Annotated in this window: 22 protein-coding genes; 10 read left to right on the forward strand and 12 right to left on the reverse strand. The window is 73.4% G+C overall.

What is annotated here, in order from left to right; genetic code table 11:
* Positions 1–43: 43 nt before the first annotated feature.
* Complete coding sequence (locus ACZ52J_RS30430; protein WP_465623305.1) at positions 44–1654, reverse strand: purple acid phosphatase family protein; 1611 nt, start codon at positions 1652–1654, stop codon at positions 44–46.
* A 133-nt stretch (positions 1655–1787) separates the two neighbouring features.
* Between ACZ52J_RS30430 and ACZ52J_RS30435 the strand changes: the two genes are divergently transcribed.
* A complete protein-coding gene (locus ACZ52J_RS30435) occupies positions 1788–2477 on the forward strand; it encodes a response regulator transcription factor (RefSeq protein WP_360503148.1) in 690 nt (229 codons plus the stop codon).
* 438 nt (positions 2478–2915) lie between these two features.
* Here the strand turns inward: ACZ52J_RS30435 and ACZ52J_RS30440 are convergent, their stop codons facing one another.
* Together ACZ52J_RS30440 and ACZ52J_RS30445 are read right to left on the reverse strand one after the other, a co-directional pair.
* Positions 2916–4580: a peptide-N4-asparagine amidase gene (locus ACZ52J_RS30440; protein ID WP_465623307.1), complete on the reverse strand. Its 1665-nt coding sequence runs from the start codon at positions 4578–4580 to the stop codon at positions 2916–2918.
* A gap of 163 nt (positions 4581–4743) precedes the next feature.
* Complete coding sequence (locus ACZ52J_RS30445; RefSeq protein ID WP_465623308.1) at positions 4744–5646, reverse strand: LysR family transcriptional regulator; 903 nt, start codon at positions 5644–5646, stop codon at positions 4744–4746.
* A 150-nt stretch (positions 5647–5796) separates the two neighbouring features.
* Here ACZ52J_RS30445 and ACZ52J_RS30450 point away from each other — a divergent pair, with 150 nt between their 5' ends.
* Positions 5797–6798 carry a pseudouridine-5'-phosphate glycosidase gene (locus ACZ52J_RS30450; protein WP_465623310.1) on the forward strand — a complete coding sequence of 334 codons (1002 nt, stop codon included), beginning with the start codon at positions 5797–5799 and terminating at the stop codon, positions 6796–6798.
* A gap of 3 nt (positions 6799–6801) precedes the next feature.
* Complete coding sequence (locus tag ACZ52J_RS30455) at positions 6802–7680, forward strand: carbohydrate kinase family protein (RefSeq protein ID WP_465623311.1); 879 nt, start codon at positions 6802–6804, stop codon at positions 7678–7680.
* 139 nt (positions 7681–7819) lie between these two features.
* Here the strand turns inward: ACZ52J_RS30455 and polX are convergent, their stop codons facing one another.
* Positions 7820–9547 carry a DNA polymerase/3'-5' exonuclease PolX gene (polX, locus tag ACZ52J_RS30460; RefSeq protein ID WP_465623312.1) on the reverse strand — a complete coding sequence of 576 codons (1728 nt, stop codon included), beginning with the start codon at positions 9545–9547 and terminating at the stop codon, positions 7820–7822.
* A 112-nt stretch (positions 9548–9659) separates the two neighbouring features.
* Complete coding sequence (locus ACZ52J_RS30465; RefSeq protein ID WP_465623314.1) at positions 9660–10421, reverse strand: histidine kinase; 762 nt, start codon at positions 10419–10421, stop codon at positions 9660–9662.
* A gap of 331 nt (positions 10422–10752) precedes the next feature.
* Between ACZ52J_RS30465 and ACZ52J_RS30470 the strand changes: the two genes are divergently transcribed.
* Both ACZ52J_RS30470 and ACZ52J_RS30475 read left to right on the forward strand, forming a co-directional pair.
* Positions 10753–11367: a helix-turn-helix domain-containing protein gene (locus ACZ52J_RS30470; RefSeq protein ID WP_465623316.1), complete on the forward strand. Its 615-nt coding sequence runs from the start codon at positions 10753–10755 to the stop codon at positions 11365–11367.
* A complete protein-coding gene (locus tag ACZ52J_RS30475) occupies positions 11364–12809 on the forward strand; it encodes an MFS transporter (RefSeq protein ID WP_465623318.1) in 1446 nt (481 codons plus the stop codon). Before ACZ52J_RS30470 ends, ACZ52J_RS30475 begins: the two co-directional genes overlap by 4 nt.
* Positions 12810–12833: 24 nt before the next feature.
* On the opposite strand, the gene ACZ52J_RS30480 is transcribed toward ACZ52J_RS30475, so the two are convergent.
* Together ACZ52J_RS30480 and ACZ52J_RS30485 are read right to left on the reverse strand one after the other, a co-directional pair.
* Positions 12834–13496, reverse strand: coding sequence for a DUF6629 family protein (locus tag ACZ52J_RS30480; RefSeq protein ID WP_465623319.1), 663 nt, complete (start codon positions 13494–13496; stop codon positions 12834–12836).
* An 8-nt stretch (positions 13497–13504) separates the two neighbouring features.
* Positions 13505–14503, reverse strand: a complete 999-nt coding sequence (locus ACZ52J_RS30485) for a DMT family transporter (protein WP_465623321.1) — start codon at positions 14501–14503, stop codon at positions 13505–13507.
* A gap of 374 nt (positions 14504–14877) precedes the next feature.
* Between ACZ52J_RS30485 and ACZ52J_RS30490 the strand changes: the two genes are divergently transcribed.
* The gene (locus ACZ52J_RS30490) at positions 14878–15141 is read left to right on the forward strand and encodes a dsRBD fold-containing protein (protein ID WP_350524766.1); all 264 of its coding nucleotides are present in this window, start codon (positions 14878–14880) and stop codon (positions 15139–15141) included.
* Between the two features lie 137 nt (positions 15142–15278).
* Here the strand turns inward: ACZ52J_RS30490 and ACZ52J_RS30495 are convergent, their stop codons facing one another.
* Complete coding sequence (locus ACZ52J_RS30495) at positions 15279–15470, reverse strand: hypothetical protein (protein ID WP_465623323.1); 192 nt, start codon at positions 15468–15470, stop codon at positions 15279–15281.
* The gene (locus tag ACZ52J_RS30500) at positions 15471–15746 is read right to left on the reverse strand and encodes a hypothetical protein (RefSeq protein WP_465623325.1); all 276 of its coding nucleotides are present in this window, start codon (positions 15744–15746) and stop codon (positions 15471–15473) included.
* Positions 15747–15790: 44 nt separating this feature from the next.
* On the opposite strand from ACZ52J_RS30500, the gene ACZ52J_RS30505 reads away from it, so the two are divergent.
* Together ACZ52J_RS30505 and ACZ52J_RS30510 are read left to right on the forward strand one after the other, a co-directional pair.
* Positions 15791–16054 carry a DUF1707 SHOCT-like domain-containing protein gene (locus tag ACZ52J_RS30505; RefSeq protein WP_465623327.1) on the forward strand — a complete coding sequence of 88 codons (264 nt, stop codon included), beginning with the start codon at positions 15791–15793 and terminating at the stop codon, positions 16052–16054.
* A 422-nt stretch (positions 16055–16476) separates the two neighbouring features.
* Positions 16477–16776: a barstar family protein gene (locus ACZ52J_RS30510; RefSeq protein WP_465623328.1), complete on the forward strand. Its 300-nt coding sequence runs from the start codon at positions 16477–16479 to the stop codon at positions 16774–16776.
* Positions 16777–16921: 145 nt separating this feature from the next.
* On the opposite strand, the gene ACZ52J_RS30515 is transcribed toward ACZ52J_RS30510, so the two are convergent.
* Positions 16922–17788: an alpha/beta fold hydrolase gene (locus ACZ52J_RS30515; RefSeq protein ID WP_465623330.1), complete on the reverse strand. Its 867-nt coding sequence runs from the start codon at positions 17786–17788 to the stop codon at positions 16922–16924.
* Between the two features lie 209 nt (positions 17789–17997).
* On the opposite strand from ACZ52J_RS30515, the gene ACZ52J_RS30520 reads away from it, so the two are divergent.
* Complete coding sequence (locus ACZ52J_RS30520; RefSeq protein WP_465623401.1) at positions 17998–18441, forward strand: MarR family winged helix-turn-helix transcriptional regulator; 444 nt, start codon at positions 17998–18000, stop codon at positions 18439–18441.
* A gap of 38 nt (positions 18442–18479) precedes the next feature.
* Here ACZ52J_RS30520 and ACZ52J_RS30525 read toward each other — a convergent pair whose 3' ends face one another.
* Complete coding sequence (locus ACZ52J_RS30525) at positions 18480–19406, reverse strand: AEC family transporter (protein ID WP_360503190.1); 927 nt, start codon at positions 19404–19406, stop codon at positions 18480–18482.
* Between the two features lie 169 nt (positions 19407–19575).
* Between ACZ52J_RS30525 and ACZ52J_RS30530 the strand changes: the two genes are divergently transcribed.
* Positions 19576–20034 carry an HD domain-containing protein gene (locus ACZ52J_RS30530; protein ID WP_465623402.1) on the forward strand — a complete coding sequence of 153 codons (459 nt, stop codon included), beginning with the start codon at positions 19576–19578 and terminating at the stop codon, positions 20032–20034.
* A gap of 225 nt (positions 20035–20259) precedes the next feature.
* Here ACZ52J_RS30530 and ACZ52J_RS30535 read toward each other — a convergent pair whose 3' ends face one another.
* Positions 20260–20655, reverse strand: a complete 396-nt coding sequence (locus ACZ52J_RS30535) for an aggregation-promoting factor C-terminal-like domain-containing protein (protein WP_465623331.1) — start codon at positions 20653–20655, stop codon at positions 20260–20262.
* Positions 20656–20877 lie beyond the last annotated feature (222 nt).

Consider the following 20877-nt stretch of genomic DNA (forward strand, 5'->3'; position numbering starts at 1 on the left):
GCGCGTGCCACGCGTGCGGAGCGGGTCGGGCATTCCGGGCGGGTCAGCGGCCCCGGCTGCCGCCGCGGGCGCCGCGCGGGCGGGTCAGGGTGAAGCGGTCGACGGGGACCAGGTCGCCGTACGGGCCGCTGACGGAGTAGTAGGTGACGTCGATGGTGGTCCGCCCACCGCGCTCACCCGGGTTGACGTCGAAGGACGCGAAGCCGTACGGGTTGTCGGCGTCGCGGAAGGCCGACCAGGGGGCGTCCTCGATCACGTACACCGGCGGGCGCTTGCCGGTGGCCGGGTCGGCGGCGCCGACGCCGGTGATGACGCGGGCCTTCGGGGGGTTGAAGAACAGCTGGTTGGACGGGGCCGAGGTGCCGCCTCCGCCGATCACCATGTGGACGGTGCCCTTGGTGGTGTCGATGGTCTGGGTGCCGGTGGCGACCGGGATCGGGGTGCGGGTGTCGGTCGGCTGCTGGCCGCGGATCGGGTGGGAGCGCTCGTAGTGGTGCTCGTGGCCGCAGACCACCAGGTCCACGCCGTACTTGTCGAACAGCGGCACCCAGGACTCGCGTACGCCGAGGTCGGCACCGTTGAACTTGTCGGCGGTGGAGATCACCACCTGGTGCATGCAGACCACGATCCAGTCGATCTCCGGGTCCGCGTTCGCCGCGGCCAACTCCCGCTCCAGCCAGCGCTGCTGGGCGCCGCCGGAGTAGCCGTGGACGTAGGAGTTGCCGCCGTCCTGCAGGGCCACGTCGTCGTTGTTGAGGCTGATGACGCGTACCGAGCCGGCGGTGAACGAGTACCAGAGGCCGTGCAGTTCGTCGTCCGAGCCGGAGTCCGGCAGGTCGAAGTAGGCCTGGTAGGCGCCGTAGCCGATCGGGCCGTTGCCCTTCTCGTTCTCGTGGTTGCCGGCCGCGGGCATCCAGGGGCGGTGGCGGGCGGAGCGGGTGTTGTTCTCGAACCAGTCGGACCAGGTGCGGACCCGGTCGGTGGAGATGTTCGCGTAGCAGAGGTCGCCGTTGAGCAGGTGGAACAGTGGGGCGATCCGCTCGACCCCGGCGGTGGTGTCGCCGGCGGCGGGGCTGCCGAGGTTGTCGTTGACGTAGCCGTTGGCGGTCTTCTTTCCGAGGGTGGGGGTGCCCTGGTCGCCGAAGCTGGTGAAGGTGAAGGCGGACCGGCCGCGCGGGGCGGTGCGGACGGTGCCGAGCTCGGGGGTGGTGCCGTCGTGGACGGCCGCGTAGACGTAGTCCGTGTCGGGGTGCAGGCCGGTCAGCCGGGCGTGGTGCACCTGGACCTCGGTGCCGGAGGCGGCGTCCCGGTAGGTGCGGGTCGCGGCCTGCGTGGTCCGGCCGAAGCCGCCGTTCGAAGTCCCGTACATCACCCGCGGGTTGGCGACGGACCTGGTGGTGTGCCACGACACCACCACCTCGCGCGAGGCGTCCGAGCCGAACTGGAGGTGCAGACCGGCCACCCGCGGGGCACCGGAGCGCCCGGGCCGCTGCCACAGCAGCGGCGAGGCCGCGGGGGCGGCGGGGGCAGCGGCGGCGGGAGTGGCCGCGAGGCCGGAGAGGGACACGGCGCCGCCGAGGCCGAGGCCGAGGCCGGAGGCGCCGGCCAGGAGGCCGCGCCGGCTGACGGGGAGACGTCCACTGGAAGCGTTCATGGCGGTCAGCTCACCGTACGGAGGTGAACCGCGCCGGGGTCGCCGCGTGAATTTTCCGGCGGGCCGTACAGGGGTTGCCGGGGGAGCTTCCCGGCGGGCTGCGTGTGACGGATCGCGTGGCAGACTGCTGGGCGTGACGAGCGCGAACGGCGAGTGCCCGCGGGTGATCCGCACCCTGATCGCGGACGACCAGGAGGCCGTGCGGCGCGGCGTGCGGCGGATCCTGGAGGCCCAGCCGGACATCGAGGTGGTGGGGGAGGCCGCGGACGGGCTGGCCGCGCTGCGGCTGGCGGCCGAACTGCGGCCGGACGTCGCACTGGTGGACATCCGGATGCCGCGGATGGACGGGCTGGAGCTGACCCGGCGGCTGGCCGGGCCGGGGGTGGCCGAGCCGGTGCGGGTGGTGGTGCTGACCACCTTCGACTTGGACGAGTACGTGTACCCGGCGCTGCAGTACGGGGCTTCGGGGTTCCTGCTGAAGCGTTCCGGCCCGGCGCTGTTGGCCGAGGCGGTGCGGGCGGCGGCGGACGGGGAGAGTCTGATCAGCCCGTCGGTCACGGTCCGGCTGCTGCGGCACGTGACGGCGCCGCGCCGGCCGGAGCGCCGGGGGCCCGCGGCCGCGGCGCCGTTGACCGAGCGGGAGGTGGAGATCGCCGGGCAGGTCGCGGCGGGCCGCACGAACGCGGACATCGCCGCGGAGCTGTTCATCTCGCCGGGCACGGTGAAGACCCACGTCGCCAGCATCCAGCGCAAGCTCGGGGTGGCGAACCGGGTCGGGATCGCCGTGCACGCCTGGGAGATGGGCTACGCCGTACCGAACTAGGCATACCGAACCGGCGGTACTGATCCAGCGGTACTGATTCAGCGGTGCCGAACGGACCGCGCCGAACGGGCCGTGCCGTACGGGCGGTACGAACGAGTGGCCCGGATGGACATGCTCGGCTGTGCACATGGACGGCGCGTCCACGGAGCCGAGGGGATGCTCCGTGGACGCGGGGAACCTACGAGGTGGGGGCGGCCTCCGGACTTGACGTCCTCCGGCCAGTAGTTCGATCGTCGACCGAGGTAGAAAACCAGCGGCAGACCCTGATCCGTCTCGATCTGTCGCCACTGCCTCCTGCGGTCGAACTTCCTTCAGCTACCTCGCAGGTCCATTTCCCATCATGCGCCTCGTACGCCGTGTGCACCAGGGGTGAACAGCATGAATTCGGGCAATTTTCGCAAATCGATCAATGCGGAGAATCGATCACCGGGGGGCGGTTCAGGACCGCGGCCACCCGTCCACGAAGCTCAGCGTCCGGTGGTACGGCCCCTCGGGCCCGGTACTGCGGTAGTCCTCCGTGCTGCTGCCGGTGCGGACGGTGCGGTCGCCGTCGTGGCGTTGGGCGGTCGGGCGCAGGGTGTGGTCGACGGTGGAGCGCTCGGTGACGTGGCCGCCGGTCGCCGTGCCGGCCTCGCGGTGGTAGCCGAGGTCCATGGCGGTGGTCTGGTCGGTGTTGCCGGCCGCGTCGTGGCTCACCTTGTAGGTGACGTCCAGCGGTTCGCCCTCGTGGACGGTGGTGGTGCGGTGCGGTCCGCCGCCCCAGGTCGAGGTGGTGCGGGTGAGGTCGGTGCCGTTGTGCAGCGTCACGTCGTTGCCGCTGTCGCGCAGTTGCTGGCCGGAGCGGAAGGAGAGGTCGTCGCGGACCTCGGTGGTGATCCGGCCGTGCGAGGTCTGCACCCAGCCCCGGGCGAGATCGTGCCGGGCGGCGGTGACGGTCCAGTCGCCGCTGCCGCCGCCCTGGTCGGCGAGCGCGGTGCTCACGGCGGCCTCGGGGGCGACCCGGTGGTCGGTGAGCTGCCCGGTGGTGCGGGCGGCGCCGTGGTCGACCTCGGCGAACAGGTTGACCTGGCCGGTCCAGGTGTCGTTGCTCTGCGCCTCGGACGCGTTGACCGTGACGCCGACGGTGTGCGGGCGGCCGTCGAGCAGCAGGCCGACGTACGGGGTGAGGTCGAGCCGGTAGGCGGGCAGGTCGAAGGCGAAGATACCGGGGACGGGCCGCCAGAGCAGCGGGTCCCAGCCGCCGGTGTAGATCACCGGGTACGGCCAGACCGCGCCGGCCACCCGGCCGTCCACGGTGAGGCGCAGCTCGCGGAACGGGCCCTTGCCGCAGAGGCCGAGGCCCGGGTTGGCGGTGACGAAGGCGTCCGGCGCGGAGGCGTACGCGAACTCCTCGCAGGCGCCGCCGCCCCGGGTGTAGACCTCGGCGGTGAGGCGTTCGAGGTTCTGCGGGAAGGTGAGTTCGCGCCCGGCGGCGGGGGCGGCCTGGGTGAGCGCGAACGGTCCGGTGGTGAGCAGCCGGTCGGCGCCGCGGGCGGCCGGCCAGCGATCGTTCGCGGTGTAGAAGGTCAGGGTCGCGCTGATCGTGAAGACGCCGGTGTAGGTGGCGTCGGTGACGTTGGCGAGGTCGAAGGAGAAGTCCTGCGGACCGGACGCGAACAGCGGGGCGTAGCGGGTGACGTCGTGCTCGACGTTCCACTCGATGCCGTCCTTGGACGGCTCCGGGGTGGAGGAGAGCAGCACCTGGACGCCGCCGACCCGGACGCTGAACATCCGGTCGAACTGCCGCCCGGCGACCTGCCCGTGGAGGTCCAGCACCACCGCCGACCACGGGCCCGCGCAGTCGGCGGGCGGGGTGAGGGTGGCGGTGTACGGGGTGTCGGGCGGGTTACCGTACCCGTTGCGGAACTCGCGCTGGTGCATCGCCTCGACGGTGCAGGAGCGGGTGTCGGGACGGGTGAGGGGCTTGGTGGCGGTGACCGGGTCGTGGTAGTCGGTGCCGAAGTCGGCGTGGGCGGGGCCGGCGGCGGTGAGGGTGCCGGCGAGGGTGAGCGCGGCGGCACCGAGTAAACCGGCGGCGCGGCGGAGCAGTGGGCGCAGGGTCAAGGCGGATCCCCGGGGTCGGGCGGCCCGTGGCGCTGCCGCGGGCCGGAGGGATGATCCGGCATCCTTCCGGCGGTGGCATGCCAGCGTCAAGGGTGGTGGTCGGGGGTGGTGGTCAGGGGTGCGTGGTGGGGGCCGTGGTCGGCGGTGCCGGGTCGGGGCGCGGCTACTGCTCCTCGAGCGCCGCCGCCTCCTGCCGGATGAGGTCCCGCAGGGTGGCCAGCCGGGGTCGCCGGTCGTCCAGCCGCCACTGCATCTCCAGCGGCAGGGTGGCCCGCCCCTCCAGCCGTACGGTGGCCACGTCCTCGGTGAGGTGGCCGGTCATCGAGCCGGGCACCAGCGAGAAGGCGCGGTTGCGGGCGAGCAGGTAGAGCCGGGACCCGACGATCCGGGGCGGGCTGACCAGCACCGGCGGGTCCACGCCGTGGTCCCCGCAGAGGCCGAGCACGTGGTCGTAGTAGCGGGGGTGCTGTTCGCGCGGCCACAACAGCAGGGGCAGGTCGCGCAGTTCGGCCAGGCCCAGGCCGGTCCGGCCGGCCAGCGGGTGGTCCCGGCCGAGCGCGACCAGCACCGGCTCGTCGGCGATCCGCTCCAGTCGGTAGCCGGCCACCTCGTCCAGGAAGCGGCCGAGCCCGATGTCGGCGAGTTCGGCGGCCAGGGTGGCGGAAACCTGGCCGGTGTCCACGGCGAGTTCGGCGGTGTCGAGCGCGGGCAGTTCCTGCTCGGCCCGGCTGACCACGGCGGGCAGCAGCCGGTTCACCACGCTCGGCGAGGCGACGATCCGGGCGGTGCCCACCCGGGACTCCTCGTGCAGCCGGACCCGGGTCAGCATCGCCTCGGCCTGGCCGAGCAGCCGCGCGCTCTCGGTGGCCATCACCGCGCCGGCCTCGGTGAGCGCGACGGAGCGGCGGCTGCGGTCGAACAGCTCGACGCCGACCGTCCGCTCCAGCCGGGCGACCTCCTGGCTGACCGTCGGCTGCGAGATGTGCAGCCGTTCGGCGGCCCTTCCGAAGTGCAGCGTCTCGGCGACGGTCAGGAAGACCTCCAGCTGACGCAAGGTGAAACCCATGGTCGTCAGGGTAGGCGAAGGGGTGGACGAACCAATAGCTGACGGCCTATCGGAAGCCCCAGGACTCATTCTGGATTCCGATGCGAGCCGTCCATACGCTGGCCATCACGTTGCCCCACCGCAGTGGCATCTCAACAGAGAGTTCGCATCATGACCGGACTTCCGCCCAGCACCCCCAGCACCCCCGCTACCCCCGCCATCCGCGTCGCCGAGGAGGTCGCGCGGGCCCTCGCCGACGGCCGGCCCGTGGTCGCCCTGGAATCGACCATCTTCACCCACGGCCTGCCGCGCCCCCGCAACCTGGCCGTCGCGCTGGAGGCGGAGAAGCAGCTGCGGGAGGCGGGCGTCGTCCCGGCCACCATCGGCGTGCACGCCGGGGTACCGACGGTCGGCCTGAGCACCGAACAGATCACCGAGCTCTCCGCCACCGACGGGCTCGACAAGGTCAGCCTGCGCGACCTCCCGGTGGTTGCCGCGCTCGGCCGGCACGGCGGCACCACCGTCGCCGCCACCGCCTTCCTGGCCCACCGCGCGGGCATCCGGGTCTTCTCCACCGGCGGCCTCGGCGGCGTCCACTTCGGTGCCTCCGAGAGCTTCGACGAGTCGGCCGACATGACCACCCTGGCCGCCACCCCGGTCACCGTGATCAGCGCCGGGGTGAAGTCCATCCTCGACATCCGGGCCACCCTGGAGCGCTTCGAGACCTTCAACATCCCGGTCATCGGCTACCGCACCCGCAAGTACCCCGGCTTCTACATCACCGACTCCGGCCACGAGATCAACTTCAGCGTCGAATCGCCCGAGGAGGCCGCGAAGGTCATCGACGCCCGCGACCGGCTCGCCCTGCCGCAGGCCGTCCTGATCGCCAACCCGGTCGACCCGGCCAAGCAACTGCCGCCGGAGGAACTGGACGGCATCCTGGCCCGCGCCTGGGCCGAGGCGGAGCGCCAGGGCATCACCGGCAACGCCTCCACCCCCTTCCTGCTCGACCACATCCAGCGCGACACCGACGGCCGCAGCCTGGAGGTCAACGTCGAGGTCTACCGGGGCAACGTCCGGCTCGGCGGCGAGATCGCCACTGCCCTGGCTGCGTCAGACGCCTCGGCTGCGTCGGGCGGGTCGGCCGCTTCGGCCGCCGAGACCGGGGCCTGAGCCGTGCTGGGGGTGCTCGGCGACCTCGTCGAGGACATCGTGGTCTGGGTCGACGGCCCGCTGCGGCACGGCACCGACTCCGGGGCCCGGGTCTTCCGGCGGCGCGGCGGCAGCGCGGCCAACGTCGCCCGCTTCGCCGCCGGGCAGTACCCGGCCCGCTTCCTCGGCTGCGTCGGTGCGGACCCGGTCGGGGACGGCGTGGTCGCCGAACTGAACGGCCACGGCGTCGACGTCCGGGTCTCCCGGCAGGGCCGGACCGGGAGCATCGTGGTGCTGATCGACCCGGACGGCGAGCGGACCATGCTGCCCGACCGGGGCGCCGCCACGCTGCTGGAGCGCGTCCCGGACGACTGGCTGGCGGGCCTGACCCACCTGCACGTGCCGGCCTACTCCTTCGACGGCGAGCCGGTCGGCAGCACCGCGGTGGACGCCCTCGCCCGGGTCCGGCAGGCGGGCGGCACCACCTCGGTCGACGCCTCCTCGACCGGCATGCTGGAGCAGTTCGGGCGGGAGCGATTCCTCGACCTGCTAGCGGAGTTGGCACCCACCTTCGTGTTCGCCAACCGCTCCGAGTCCGCCTTCCTCGGCCTGCTGGTCGACGGCCTGCCCGGGCCGGAGCGCGCCCGACTGGCGGCCACCACGGTGGTCACCAAGTCGGGCGCCGAGGCCACCACCGTCGACGTGCCCGGCGAGGGGCTGTTCACGGTGCCGGTACCCCCGGTGGCGGAGGTGCGCGACCTCACCGGGGCCGGGGACGCCTTCGCGGCGGGGTTCCTGGCCGGATTCCTGGACACCGGGGACCTGCGGCTGGCGGCCGGGCTCGGGCACCGCAGCGCTGCCCGGGTGCTGGCCTCGCCGGGGGCCTCCTGCGGCGAGGGGTGACCTGGCGGGGACGTGCTGACGTTCTGACGTTGCTGACGCCCTGATGTCAATGACGCCCTGGTGTTGCTGACGCCCTGCCGTGCTGACCGGCGGCCCCGGCCTCGGCGCGCCGAGGCCGCCCGGTCGGGTGACGGCGGGGTCAGCGCAGGGCGTCCTTGTGGAGGAAGCGCTTCAGCCGTTGCCACGTCCAGGTGTTGACGACGTCCTCGGCGGTGAGCCAGCCGCGCTGCGCCGTGCCGACGCCGTAACGCGGGTAGGCGAGGTGCGGGGTGGCGTGGGCGTCGCTGTCGATGCTGAACCGGACGCCGTGCCGCCTGGCCCGCAGGATGTCCTCGTCGCGCAGGTCGAGCCGCTGCGGGGAACTGTTGATCTCGATCGCGGTGCCGGTGCGAGCGGCGGCCTCGAACACGGCGTCCAGGTCGACGTCGATCGGGCCGCGACTGCCGATCCGCCGGGTGCTGAGGTGGCCGATGACGTGCACGTACGGGTTCTCGCAGGCGCGGACCAGGCGGCGGGTCTGGGCGGCGCGGTCGAGGGCGAAGTGCGAGTGCACGGAGGCCACGCAGACGTCGAAGCCGGCCAGGAACTCGGGTGGCCAGTCCACGCCGCCGTCCGGGTCGATGTTCAGTTCGGTGCCGTGGAGCAGCCGCATCTTCTTGTGCCGGTCGGCGAGTCGGCGCAACTGCTCGCGCTGGGCGAGGATCTTCTCGTCGGTCATCCGCTGCATGACCAGGTTCGGCGCGTGGTCGGTGACGGCGAAGTAGGAGTAGCCGCGCGCGGCGGCGGTGTCGACCATCTCCTCCAGGGTGGCCAGCCCGTCGGTCAGGTCGGTGTGCGTGTGCAGGTCGCCACGCAGGTCGGACTCCTGGACCAGGTCCGGGAGTTCACCGTTCAGGGCGGCCTCGATCTCGCCCCGGTCCTCGCGCAGCTGGGGCGCGATCCACGGCAGGCCGAGCGCGGCGTACACCTCCTCCTCGGTCTCCGAGACCACCTTGGCGCCGCCGTCCACCTCGAACAGCCCGTACTCGGAGAGCTTCAGCCCGGCCCGCACGGCCATCGTGCGCAGCTTGATGTTGTGCGCCTTCGAGCCGGTGAAGTAGACCAGCGCCGCGCCCCAGTCCTCCTCCGGGACGACCCGCAGGTCCACCTGGACGCCCTGGGTGGTGCGCACCGAGGTCTTGGTCGTCCCGCTCCCGATCACCTCGGCCACGTACGGGAGTTCGGTGAGCGCGGCCATCAGCGGGGCGGAGTCCTCGGCGGTCGCCAGCACGTCGATGTCGCCCACCGTCTCGCGCATCCGGCGCAGCGAGCCCGCGTACGCGCAGCGCGTGCAGCCGGGGACGGCGGAGAGCGCGGCGACCAACTGCTCGGCCAGCTCGGTGGCGTTGTCCAGCAGGGACCGGCCGCCGGACTGCCGCATCAGCTCGATGCCGTGCAGGATCTTCTCGCCGCTGCGCTCGCCGAAGCCGGCCAGGTCGGACAGCTTGTCGGCGCGGACCGCCTCGGCGAGTTCGTCCACCGAGGCGATGCCGAGGTCGCGGAACAGGGCCAGGGCGCGCTTCGGGCCGACGCTGGGGACGGCCATCATCTCCCGCACGCCGGCCGGGATCTTGGCGCGCAGCGTCTCCAGGGCGGGGATCCTGCCGGAGGCGAGGTACTCGGCGATCTTCTCGGCGGTGGACTTGCCGACGCCGGGGATCTGCTGCAGACCCTTGACGTCCAGGCCCGCGAGGTCCTCGGGGTGGCCGCCGACCGCGCGGGCGGCCTTCTCGTAGGCGCGGGCCCGGAAGGCGTCCCCGCCGGTGATGTTGATCAGGTCGGCGTACTCCTGGAGCAGCTCCCTGACCTGGTCGTTGAGCCGGGGCATGGGGCAAGTCTAGGTTCGGCGGGGCGGGTTCGCCGGATCGGCGTGGGGAGGGTGCGTCCGGGGCTCGTCCGGGGTGCGTTCCGGGTCCGTTCGGGGTTCGTCCGGGTGCGCGTCAGTCGTACGCGACGGTCATCAGCAGGACCACGGTCAGTCCGCCGCCGGGGGTGGACTCGACCGCGAGCCGGCCGCCCGCCGCGAGCACCAGACTGTGCAGGGCGGGCCCCACCGGGCCGGCGGGCCGTACTCCCGCGAGCAGCCACTCGCGTGCCTCGGGCAGCTCGTAGGCGCCCCGGTCCGAGATCCGGATCTCCACCCGGTCGCGTCCCCGCGCGCCGTTCCTCAGGTCGTTTCGTATGCCGCGCACGTCGAGTGCATCGCGTACGTCCCGTACGTCGCATGCGTCGCCCCGGCGGCCGCCGCCCGACACCTCGGCGCGGACGAGCACCCGGCCGCCCAGCGGGCTGCGCCGGATCGCGTGGTCGACCAGCCCGGCGAGGGCAGCCTCCAGCCGCCGGGCGTCCCCGGCCACCACCGGCAGCCCGGGCGCCACCCGGACCGTGACGGCCGCCGAGCGGCCGCCGCCGCGCATCACCCGGCGGAGCACATCGGCCACCTGGACGTGCCGGGCCATCGGTTCGCAGCCGGCCTGGCGGCCGGTCCACCGCAGCCGCTCCAGCTCCGCGTGGGTGAGCGCCCGGGGCGCGGCCATGGTGTCGGACTGGAACGGCCCGAGGCCCTCCTCGGCCTTGACGGCGACCGTGCCGCCGCCCGCGCGTCCGGTGTCGCTCCTGCGTCCGGTGCCGCCCGTGCCGCCGAACGCCGCGAGCGCCCGGGCCCCCGACGCGACGTAGCCCCAGAGCCTCCCGCGTGTCATCGTCCTGCCCCTCGTGCCTCACCGGCGGCCGTCATCGGTTCCGCGGCCGACCGGGACGGGCCGCTTTCCGGGCCCTCCTGCCAGCCTGCGCCTCACCCGCCCGGGTGACAATCCCGCCCCGGGACGCGAACCCGGCCCGCGCCCCCGCCGAGCGGCCGGTCGTGCACCCGCCGACTGGCGGGGCTCGGGTGGGGCAGCCCGCTGGGGCAGCCCGGCGAGGCCCCGGTGAGGCAGCCCGGCGCGGCCCGGTGACCAGGCCTGCCGGGAACCGCAAAGAACTCTTCGCAGAAAACCCTTTGCAAAGCATTCTTTGCGGTCCTACGCTCCTGCCATGAGCGAAGACCGCGGCTGGAAGCACAGCGACGACCCGCACATCGCCATCACCGCCAAGGGCATGCGGGCGATGGCGCACCCGGTGCGCATGCAACTGGTCGGGCTGCTGCGCAAGCACGGCCCGTCCACGGCGACGAGGCTCGCCGCGCAGCTGGGGCTCAACTCCGGGGCCACCAGCTACCACCTGCGCCAGCTCGCCGCCGCGGGCTTCGTCGAGGAGGACCAGGAGCGCGGCAACGCCCGTGAGCGCTGGTGGCGTTCGGCCCACCGGCTCACCGTCTGGACGGGCGACGACATGGCGGACGAGGAGCCCGACACGGCCGTCGGCTTCCTGCGGTCCGTCCTGGCCGCACACACCCTGACCGGCCAGCGCACGCTGGACGCCTTCGAGACCATGCCGCGCGAGTGGCGCCGGGTGACGGACCTCAGCGACCTGATCCTGCGGCTCACGCCCGCCGAGGCCGAGCAGCTGACCGGCGAGCTGTCCGAGGTGATCGGGCGGTACCGCCCGATCGACGCCGACGGACCGGCCCCGGAGGGCGCCGAGCAGGTCTCCGTGATCGTCCACGTCCTGCCGGATCCGAGCACCACCACCGAGGGGGGAAGCGCATGACCACCACCGCCGTCGACCCGCCCGTGCGCAGCTTCCGGCCGCTGGCCGGGGTGCTGACCGCCACGGTCGTCTCCGTGACCGGCACGCGCGTCTCGGCCATCGCCCTGCCCTGGTTCGTCCTGGCCACCACCGGCAGCGCCACCATGACGGGCCTGGTCGCCTTCGCCGAGATGGCGCCGTATGTGCTGGTCAAGGCGCTGACCGGGCCGGTGGTCGACCGGCTCGGGCCGCGCGTGGTGTCCTGGACGACGGACGCGGTGAGCGCCGTCGCGGCCGGGCTGGTGCCGCTGCTGCACGCGCAGGGGCTGCTCCCGTTCTGGGTGCTGCTGGTGATGGTCGCGGTGATCGGCGGAATGCGCGGCCCGGGGGACCTGGCCAAGTCGGTCATGGTCCCGGAGGCGGCCGACCGCGCCCGGGTGCCGATGGAACGCGCCACCGGGCTGTCGGGCGTCACCGAGCGGCTGGCCTCCACGATCGGTCCGGCGGTCGGCGGCGGGCTGGTCGCACTGATGGGCCCGCTGGCCGGGCTGGCGGTCAACGCGGCCACCTTCGCGCTCGGGTCGCTGGTCATCGCCCTCGCGCTGCCGCGCGGCATGGGGCGCCCGGCGGCGCAGGTCGCTCCGGCGGCTTCGGTTGCTCCGGCGGTGGCCGGCGCGGCCGCCGCGTCGGTGGAGGAGCGGGAGCAAGGCGGCGGCTACTGGCGGATGTTCCGCGAGGGATTCGCCTTCCTGCGGTCCGAGCCGCTGCTGCTCGCCGTGATCGTGATGGTCGGCATCACCAATCTGCTCGACGCCGGCTTCGTGACCGTCCTCGTCCCGGTCTGGGCGCGGGAATCCGGCAACGGCCCGGCCGCCATCGGGCTGACCGCCGGTGTCATGGGTGCCACGGCGGTCGTCGGCAGCCTGATCGCGGCAGCCGTCGCCTCGCGCCTGCCCCGCCGGACGGTCTTCTTCGTCGGCTTCCTGCTGTGCGGTGCGCCCCGGTTCGTGGTGCTCGCCCTCGGCGCGCCGATGTGGGTGGTGCTCACGGTCTTCGCGATCGGCGGCTTCGGCTCCGGCTTCCTCAACCCGATCCTCGGCGCAATGCTCTTCGAGCGGGTGCCCCGCCACCTCCTCGGCCGCGTCCACGCCCTCGGCGACTCCCTCGCCTGGGCGGGCATTCCCCTCGGCGGCCTCGTCGCGGGCGCGTCGGTCGCCCTCGTCGGGCTGATACCCAGCCTGCTCGCGGCCGGCGCCCTCTACTTCGCCACCACGACGCTGGCCGGCCTCCGGCCCGAGTGGCGCGAGATGGACCGCCTCCGGGGGCACGTGGGCGGCTCCGGGAGCTCGGGCAGTTCCGGCAGCTCGGGCGGCTCCGAGAGCCTTGGCAGCTCGGGCAGCGAGGCCGTCGACGGGCAGTCGGCGGCGGACACGACGAGGCAGCCGGCTCCGGCGCACTCGTAGGAGCTGTCCACCCGTCGGAACCGCTCAGCGGATGGGTTCGGGGGCCTCGGCGACAGGTGGGTGGCCCGCCCAGTGGAGCAGCAGGAGCGCGGCCAGGGCCGCGAGGGCACACCAGGTGGAGATGAAGGCGAGGCGCCAGAGCAGGGCACAGACGAGGGCGCCCGCGCCGGTGACCAGGCCGAGGCGGCGGAGCAGGTGGTCGCCGCTCGCGAGGAAGGAACCGACCGTGGCCAGGAGGTATCCGGTCAGGAGGAGGGCCGGATGCGGGATGCCGATGGCGTAGCCGAGCGTGTGGCCGTGCGCGGAGGCCGTCACCGGGTGGGAGCCGACAGCTGCGGCAAGCGGGACGGCGACGGCAACGCCGAGCAGGGTGAGCCCGGCGAGCACGCGCCGGCGCGGTCCGGTGGTCGCGCACCACACGGCCGCCGGGACCAGCACGGGCAGCAGCGGCAGGGCGATCACCGCCCAGGCGGTGCGGGCCGCTCCGGCGACGGCGACGGGCAGTTCACCGTCCGTACCGCGCCAGACCAAGGCCTCGATCAGCTGGTGCAGACCCAGCACCAGCGGGAGCGCGGCGAGCGGTAACCGCTGCGGCCGGCCGACCCGGTGCGCGCGGACCAGACACGCCACCCCGGCGGCCGCGACCACCCCACCGGCCACGGCGTCCGCCTCCGCGCTCCAGCACATCGGGGCCTCTAGCCGGACTTCCCGGGGCCGCCGTCGGGTCCGTCCTCGGGCCTGCTGCCGGTGCCGGTGCCGTTCCCGGTTCCGCCCTCGGGCCGGTCCCCGGTGTCGTCCACGGACTCGTCCTCCGGCGCCGCCCCGATGCTCTCCAGGTTGTCCCGGGCGGTGCCGGGCATCGCCGGGTGGCGGCCGATCACGATCACCCCGATCACGATGGCCAGCATCCCGGCCGATTGCCAGGCCAGCGCGGCCGGGGTAACCCGCAGTCGGTCGCCGAGGAAGCCGACCGCGCAGGCGATCCCGGCCAGCGGCTGGGCGGCGGTCAACGCCGGCAGCGACATCCGCAGTGGCGCGGCCTCGAAGGCGCTCTGCACCAGCAGCAGTCCGACCACGCCCGCCACCACCACCGCGTACGGCTGCCAGCTGCGCAGCACGGCCGACAGTCCCTGGTGGTCGAGGCGCAGGGTGGTGGTTCGGGTGAGTGCGTCCTGGAGGCCGTAGAGCAGACCGGCGGCGAGCGCCAGCAGGGTCGCCTCCTCGAACAGCGGCATCCGCCGAGCCATCGAGACCAGTAGCACGACCAGCCCCACCACCGTGCCGACCACCAGCCAGTGCCGCAGCTCCCCGGCGGGCGCCCCACCGCCGGTCGGCTTCCCGGCCACGATGAAGGCCGTCACTCCGAGACCGAGCAGCAGCACCCCCGCCCAGCCTGAGCGGCCCAGGGTCTGACGGGTCAGCACCCGGGCGAGTGCCATGGCGAACAGCAGGTTGGTGGCCAGCAGCGGTTCGACCAGGGACACCTCGCCCTGGTTGAGCGCGAGCGCCGAGAGGATCAGCCCGCTGACCATGAAGCCGGTGCCGAGCAGCCACTCGGGCATCCGCATCAGGTCCAGCAGCAGCCGCCAGTGCAGGAGATCGGCACGGGGGGCCCGCTGCGCCGCGTGCTGCTGGAGGACGAAGCCCAGACCCAGACAGCAGGCCGCACTGAGGGCGAGGAGGAAGACCGCCACGGAGGGACCACCAGGTTGTCGCTGCCCGCGCCGCGCCGAAGGGCCCGGGGTGGGTCGGCGGTCGCGGCCCGCTTCCGTCAGCGTACCGCCGGGGCGGCGGCCGGGCCGATCGGACGCGACCGGCGGGGCGCGGGGCCGAGCGTTGCGCCGGGCGTTGCGCCGGGCACTGCACCGAGCGGGCGCCGGGCGCTGGGCCGGGCACCCGCCTGCGGGAGGTGGCGCGACGGGGGGTGCCGGGCTGCCGCGCCCGGTGCCGTCGTCCGCGCTTGCCGCCTCGGGCGGGGCAGGCGCACGCTGGTGTGAGCGGCCGCCACGGGTCACCGTCCGTGCCGGTCAGGACAGGCGCGACGGGGGCCTGCGCCAGGAGGTGTGGCATGCACAACCAGTGGGACGTGGAGCTGACATTCGACGAGGACGGCGTGCACACGGCGTGCGACGCCAGGTTGACGGGCGCGAGGGCGCCGGGCCTGAGCGCGCACGGCGAGGCCGTGAAGAGCGCCGACGACCGTCCGCTCGCCAGGATCGGCGAGGAGGTCGCGGCCTCCCGCGCCCTGGAGGAACTGTCCCGCAAGCTGCGGGCCCAGGCCACCGGGGAGATCGACGACGAAGGGCACCGCCCGGGGTACCTGATCTACTGACGGCGGCCCGTCACGGTCCCGGGCGGCACGGTCGTACGGCCAAGGCGACGGCCACGGCAACCCCGCTCGGGTCCGTTCGCTGCCGCCCGGGTCTGCCCCGCCCGGGCCAGCGTCCCGGGCGTGCGTCCCGGGTCTGCCTACCAGGTCGGGAACGGGGTGCGGCAGAGCCGTTCCGCTGCCGAGCGGAGCGCCTTTTCCCAGGCTCGGAAGGCCTCGGGCCGCTCGGCCGCGATGAGGTCGACGTGGTACTCGTAGCCGACGGCGTCCACGAAGTCGCGCTCGGCTTCGGTCCAGCCCGCGAAGAGGCGCCGCCAGACCTCGGCCGCCACCTACGACGGCGTCATCGCACCGGCCACCAGCCGGTCCGCCACATGGTGCAGCACACAGCACTCGGTGATGTCCTGGTCAGGGAGAGCGGTGCCGAACTCGCCCAGCACCACCGGGAACAGCTCGGCATTGCTGTCACTCCGAGACAGCCCCGCGAGTTCGCGCAGGGCCGGGGAGTCCAGGCCGGCGACGAGCAGGTGCGCCGCCGCCATCGGCAGCTCCTCGTTGGGGACCAGCCCGGCACGGTACTGCCAGGCAAGGGTGAGTAGTTGTTCCATGCAGGCAATTTCTGTGGCACCGGACGCGGCCGAGGAGTGGGGCGGTGAATCCTCCGTCGAAGCACCCGCCCCGGGCACCGCGCCCGATCGCCGAAGACGAACGCGAGTCGGCCGTGACGCGTCTCCAGCAGGCTTACGCCGAGGGGCACATCACGCACGAGGAGATGGACCAGCAACTCCACCGGGTGCTCACCGCCGGCACGCGCGGCGAGCCGGCGCTTCTCCTGACCGCGCTCCCGCAGGAGGACCCGGGCCCGACGTCCGTGATCGCCGCCGTCGGCGGACGGATCCGGCACGCCTGGCGCTGACACCGGCCCTTGGCCGACATCGGCGGCTGGCCGGCACCGGCCCTACGCGGCACCTGCCCAAGGCTGACAGGCGCGTCCCGCGCGGCGTCCCCATCCCGAGCGTCCCCGCCAACGTGAGCACCGGGATCGCGAACACCACCGCCGGCGCCATCACATGAGCCGCACTCACCTGCGATCCGCCCGCCCGCGTCCTCTCGGTGATCCGGCAGCGCTACGATCACCACCCGCACCCCCACCCGCACCCCCACCCCCACCCGCGAGACACCGGACCGGCGGCGGCCCGTGCACCTCGTGGCCCAACTCGACACCCGGCATCGGACGGACATGCGCCACTACTGGACCGGCGAGGCCCCTGGGTCCACCACCTGACGCAGGACGCGCAGGGGGCTGCGTTCCTCCTGCCGCCGTCGGGCACCAGCTTTGTGGCCCGGCTGGACGGCGCCGGGATGAGCGACGAGCAAAGGCTCTTCGAACAGCTGAGTGCCCGCCTTCGGCTCCCGGTCTACTTCGAATGGAACCGGAACGCGCTCGCCGACTGCCTGCGCGACATGACATGGGTGCCCGCCGACCACTACCTGCTGGTCATCGAGCGGTCGGCGCTCATGCTGCAGGAGTGCCCCGAGGACCGCGAGACGTTCCTCAGGATCCTCGATGCCGCCGGTCGACACCAGGGGCACCGGTTGGATCGGCCGGGCACGTCGTTCAACTCGCTGCTGCTGTAGGCGCTGACGGCATCCTTGCGCCCGACGGCATCCTTGCGCCCGACGGCATCCTTGCGCCCGACGGCACCCTTGCGACCGACGGCACCCTCGCGCCAGTCCTTCGGCGCCCCCGAACTTCCCTCGAGATCCCTGCGGGCGCTGACGCTCAGGTCCGGGCGGCGGACAGGAAGTCGATGAGGCGCCGGTTGACCTCGGGGGCGGCCGCCATCGGGAGGTTGTGGTGGGTGGCGTCCGGGAGGACGGCGACCTCTGCGGTCGGGAGGGTGCGGCGGGCGGTCTCGGCGACCTGGGTGGGGTTGTGGGTGCGGCTCCGGGCGGCGAAGAGGGTGAGGACGGGCGGGCTGAGGGTGCGGAGGCGGGCGGGGGTGGGCCGGGGGCCGGTGACGACCCGGGAGGCGGGGAAGTCGGCGTAGCCGAGGGCGTAGAGGTCGCGCCAGGCTGGGTCGAGGTGGGGGCCGCCGCCGGTTTCCCAGTCGAGGTAGGCGTGGGCGCGAGCGGGGGTGCGGCCGGGGAGGAAGAGGGGCACCACGCGCAGCAGGTAGCGGGGGCGGTAGCCGGCGAAGCACTGGGTGGGGTCGAGCAGGGCGAGCCGACCGACCCGGGCGGGGGCGTGCAGGGCGTACTCGAGGGCGATCCAGCCGCCGTACGAGTGGCCGCAGAAGTCGGCCTCGGGGACTCCCAGTTCGTCGAGGACGGCGTCCAGCCAGCCGAGCAGTCCGGGGATGCCGTCGAGTGCGGCGCCGTCGTGGACGCTGCGCCCGGGGTCGCCGATGAGGTCGACGGCGAGGACGCGGTGTCCGGCTTCGGCCCAGGCGGCGGCGTTGGCGAACCACATGGTGGAGGTGGCGCCGCCGCCGTGGAGGAGGACGAGGGGGCGTCCGTCGCGGGGGCCGCAGGCGTTGATCCGGGTGGCGCCGTGGGCGGTGCGGACGGTGAGGGCCTCGACCGGAACGGGCCAGCGGGCGAGCAGGGCGTCGTAGGCAGCGAGGAAGGGGGCGGTGCGGGCGGACATGGCGGGCCTCCGCGGGTGTGGTGGGATGGCGTGCGAACCACTCGCCCAGCGAGTATCTTGCCTGGCTGGTACTTTGTTCGCCAAGCAAGTCGCTCGCCAAGCAAATCGCTCGGCAAGTAACTTGCTCAACAACTATCTCGCTGGACGAGAGAATAATGGCACAGGTGTGCCCAGGGAAGGACGGCAGGGTGCCCGAGGTTGAGGAGCCGATGCGGCTGGTTCACCTGCTGCGCGGTCTGACGGTCGAACTCGATCTGTTCGGGGCCGAGTTCGCGTCCCGCAACGGCCTGCATCCGACCGATCTGCGGGCGCTGATCCATCTGCTGGACGCCGCCCGGGCCGGGGAGGTGGTCACCCCGGGCCGGCTCGGTGCGGCGCTGCAGCTGAACTCGGCCGGCACGACCGGCCTGGTGGACCGGCTGGAGCGGCTCGGGCTGATCCGCCGCGAGCGTGACCCGCAGGACCGGCGCAGGGTGCGGCTGCTGGTGGAGGAGCGGGCGATGGAGCTGGGTCAGGGCTTCTTCGGCGGGTTGATCGGCGATCTGCTCGCGGCGATGGGGCGGTTCGACCCGGGGGAGCTGGCCACGGCCCGGCGCTTCCTGGAGGCCATGACCGAGGTGGTGGCCACGGCCAGGCAGGGCGCGTCGGAATGACGGCCGGGCAGGGCGCGCCGGGGTAGGTAGACGAGGGGCTACGCCGGTCCGAGGGTCCAGCTGATCACCGACAGCGTCGCCATCGACGCCAGCGTCGACCAGAGCACCACGTCCCGGGCGAGCTCTGTGTTCTGCCCGTACTCGCGGGCGTAGGTGTACACGTTCTGTGCGGTCGGCAGCGCGGAGAACAGGACGACGGTGAGGAGTTGGTGGGCGGGCAGGTGGAGGAGCGGGCCGGCCACGGCGAGCGCGACGAGCGGCTGGACCAGGGTCTTGACGGCGACCGTCAGCCCGACCTCGGTGCGGCGCGAACGGCCGTCCGCCGGGGGGCGGTTGTGCAGCGATATGCCGAGGGCGATCAGGGCGGTCGGCACGCCGGCGCCGCCGAGCAGTTCGCAGGAACGATTCAGCTCGGCGGGCAGGTGCACCCCGGTCGCCGAGGCGACGGCGCCGAGTGCGGTGGCGAGCAGGATCGGGTTGCGCACCGGCAGGGTGCGCAGGGCCCGGCGGCCGGCCGCGCCGCCGTCGAGCACGGCGAGGACGGCCGGAGTGACCAGCAGGATCTGGAACAGCACCACGGGGGCCACGAAGGAGGCGTCGCCGAGGACCTGCATGGTCACCGGGATGCCCAGGTTGGCGGAGTTGACGTACCCCGAGGCCATCGCGCCGATGGCCAGTTCGCCGGACTTGCGGCGGAACAGCAGGCGCCCGGCGAGCAGCCCGAGGCCGGTCGCGACGGCGGTGCCGGCGGCGAAGGCGAGCATCGACGGGTTGGCGAAGCGCCCCAGCGGGGTGCGGGCGATCATCAGGAAGAGCGCGGCCGGCATCGCCACGTGGAAGACGAACCGGTTGAGCACCGCCTCGGCGTGCGGCCCGAGCAGCTTGGTGCGGCCGACGACGTAACCGACTCCGGTGAGCGCCCAGATCGGGGCGAAGCCGGAGAGCAGCGGATGCAGGGATGGCATGGGTTCCTCGGATCGCTCGGACGTGTCTGCCGGGTGCGGCGGGGATCGCCCGCCGGGGGGCGTCAACACCGGGCCGGTGGACCCTCGAAGCCGTGAACCCCCCGCGGCAGTAAACCAGTGACCCGCGCCACGTCGATCACGGGCCTACGATGAGCCGATGGAGGAGCCGATGGACGACGAATACCTGAGCCTGTCCGAGGTGGAGACGATCGCGCGCGGTGCCCACCAGGGGCAGGTGGACAAGAACGGGCACCCGTACGGCGAGCACATCGCGGCGGTCGCGCGCGGGACGGCCGCACGCGGCGGCAGCGAGGCGCAGATCGCGGCGGGCTGGCTGCACGACACCGTCGAGGACGACCGGTTGAGCTGGGAGTGGCTGGCGGCGGCCGCGCTGCCCGAGGAGACCAAGGCGATCGTGGACGCGCTCACCAAGCGCCCGGAGGAGCCGCTGGAGGACTACACCGCGCGCATCCTGGCCACGCCCGGTGCGCTGCTGGTCAAGCGCGCCGACCTGGCCCACAACTCCGACCCGGCCCGGCTGGCCGCGCTGGACCGGGCGACCGCCGAGCGGCTGGCCGCCAAGTACGCGCGGATGCGCGAGCTGCTGGGGCTGACCGGCGAGCTGTAGGGCGGGCTGCCGGGCGTGCTGTACGGCGGGCTGCCGGGCGTGCTGTAGGGCACGCCGGAGGGATCCCGAGCAGGTCGGGAAAGCGGAAAAACCACGAGAGGGCCCGGGCCACGCGGATCGCGCGGGTCCGGGCCCTCTCGGGCACCCCGGTGGTCCCTGTCCGACCCCCGGGGTGAGGGGAGTGGTCAGGGGACGGGAGGGAATCGGTGGGCCGACGGGGCCGGCTTAGTACCAGTGGTGGTTCTGCCAGAAGGCCCAGGCGGCGTTCGGGCTGCCGTAGCGGGAGTTCATGTAGTCCAGCGCCCACTTGATCTGGGTCCTCGGGTTGGTCTTCCAGTCCGCACCGGCCGAGGCCATCTTGGAGCCCGGCAGCGCCTGGGCCAGACCGTACGCACCCGAGCTCGCGTTGGTCGCGGTCACGTTCCAGCTGGACTCGTGGGAGATGATCTGGCTGAACGAGGCCAGCTGGTTCGCCGGGACGATCTGGGCGGCGATCGCCTGCGGGGAGGCGGTGGCGGCGTTAGCGGTGGCGGGCAGGACACCGGCACCCAGGGCGGTCAGACCAGCGGCGCCGGCAAGAATCGCGGCCGAAGTACGCATACGGAGCTTGAAAGCGGGCATGAAGAACAAAACCTCAATCAGGTTGGGCCGGGTCACACCCCGTCCAGGACCACAGGCCGGACAGGGGCCGATGTAGTCGCGGGGCGTGACTCGGCAGTAAGCCGTTCACCGGCGGGACAGGAGCCGGTGTGGCTGGCGACGAGAGCCATTGTTGCCAGACCGGATCGGCCGCCGCCAAGACCCCCTCATTACGACCGACGGTCGTACGGAAGCGGCGGCCGT

The sequence above is a fragment of the Kitasatospora sp. NPDC034035 genome, assembly GCF_055575755.1.

Coding starts and splice junctions, on each gene's coding strand:
- ACZ52J_RS30490 (WP_350524766.1), top strand. CDS start 14,878: ATGCACAACCAGTGGGACGTGGAGCTGACATTCGACGAGGACGGCGTG.
- ACZ52J_RS30535 (WP_465623331.1), bottom strand. CDS start 20,655: ATGCCCGCTTTCAAGCTCCGTATGCGTACTTCGGCCGCGATTCTTGCC.
- ACZ52J_RS30445 (WP_465623308.1), bottom strand. CDS start 5,646: ATGGGTTTCACCTTGCGTCAGCTGGAGGTCTTCCTGACCGTCGCCGAG.
- ACZ52J_RS30500 (WP_465623325.1), bottom strand. CDS start 15,746: ATGGAACAACTACTCACCCTTGCCTGGCAGTACCGTGCCGGGCTGGTC.
- polX (WP_465623312.1), bottom strand. CDS start 9,547: ATGCCCCGGCTCAACGACCAGGTCAGGGAGCTGCTCCAGGAGTACGCC.
- ACZ52J_RS30450 (WP_465623310.1), top strand. CDS start 5,797: ATGACCGGACTTCCGCCCAGCACCCCCAGCACCCCCGCTACCCCCGCC.
- ACZ52J_RS30530 (WP_465623402.1), top strand. CDS start 19,576: ATGGACGACGAATACCTGAGCCTGTCCGAGGTGGAGACGATCGCGCGC.
- ACZ52J_RS30515 (WP_465623330.1), bottom strand. CDS start 17,788: ATGTCCGCCCGCACCGCCCCCTTCCTCGCTGCCTACGACGCCCTGCTC.
- ACZ52J_RS30465 (WP_465623314.1), bottom strand. CDS start 10,421: ATGACACGCGGGAGGCTCTGGGGCTACGTCGCGTCGGGGGCCCGGGCG.
- ACZ52J_RS30475 (WP_465623318.1), top strand. CDS start 11,364: ATGACCACCACCGCCGTCGACCCGCCCGTGCGCAGCTTCCGGCCGCTG.
- ACZ52J_RS30480 (WP_465623319.1), bottom strand. CDS start 13,496: ATGTGCTGGAGCGCGGAGGCGGACGCCGTGGCCGGTGGGGTGGTCGCG.
- ACZ52J_RS30430 (WP_465623305.1), bottom strand. CDS start 1,654: ATGAACGCTTCCAGTGGACGTCTCCCCGTCAGCCGGCGCGGCCTCCTG.
- ACZ52J_RS30525 (WP_360503190.1), bottom strand. CDS start 19,406: ATGCCATCCCTGCATCCGCTGCTCTCCGGCTTCGCCCCGATCTGGGCG.
- ACZ52J_RS30470 (WP_465623316.1), top strand. CDS start 10,753: ATGAGCGAAGACCGCGGCTGGAAGCACAGCGACGACCCGCACATCGCC.
- ACZ52J_RS30520 (WP_465623401.1), top strand. CDS start 17,998: ATGCGGCTGGTTCACCTGCTGCGCGGTCTGACGGTCGAACTCGATCTG.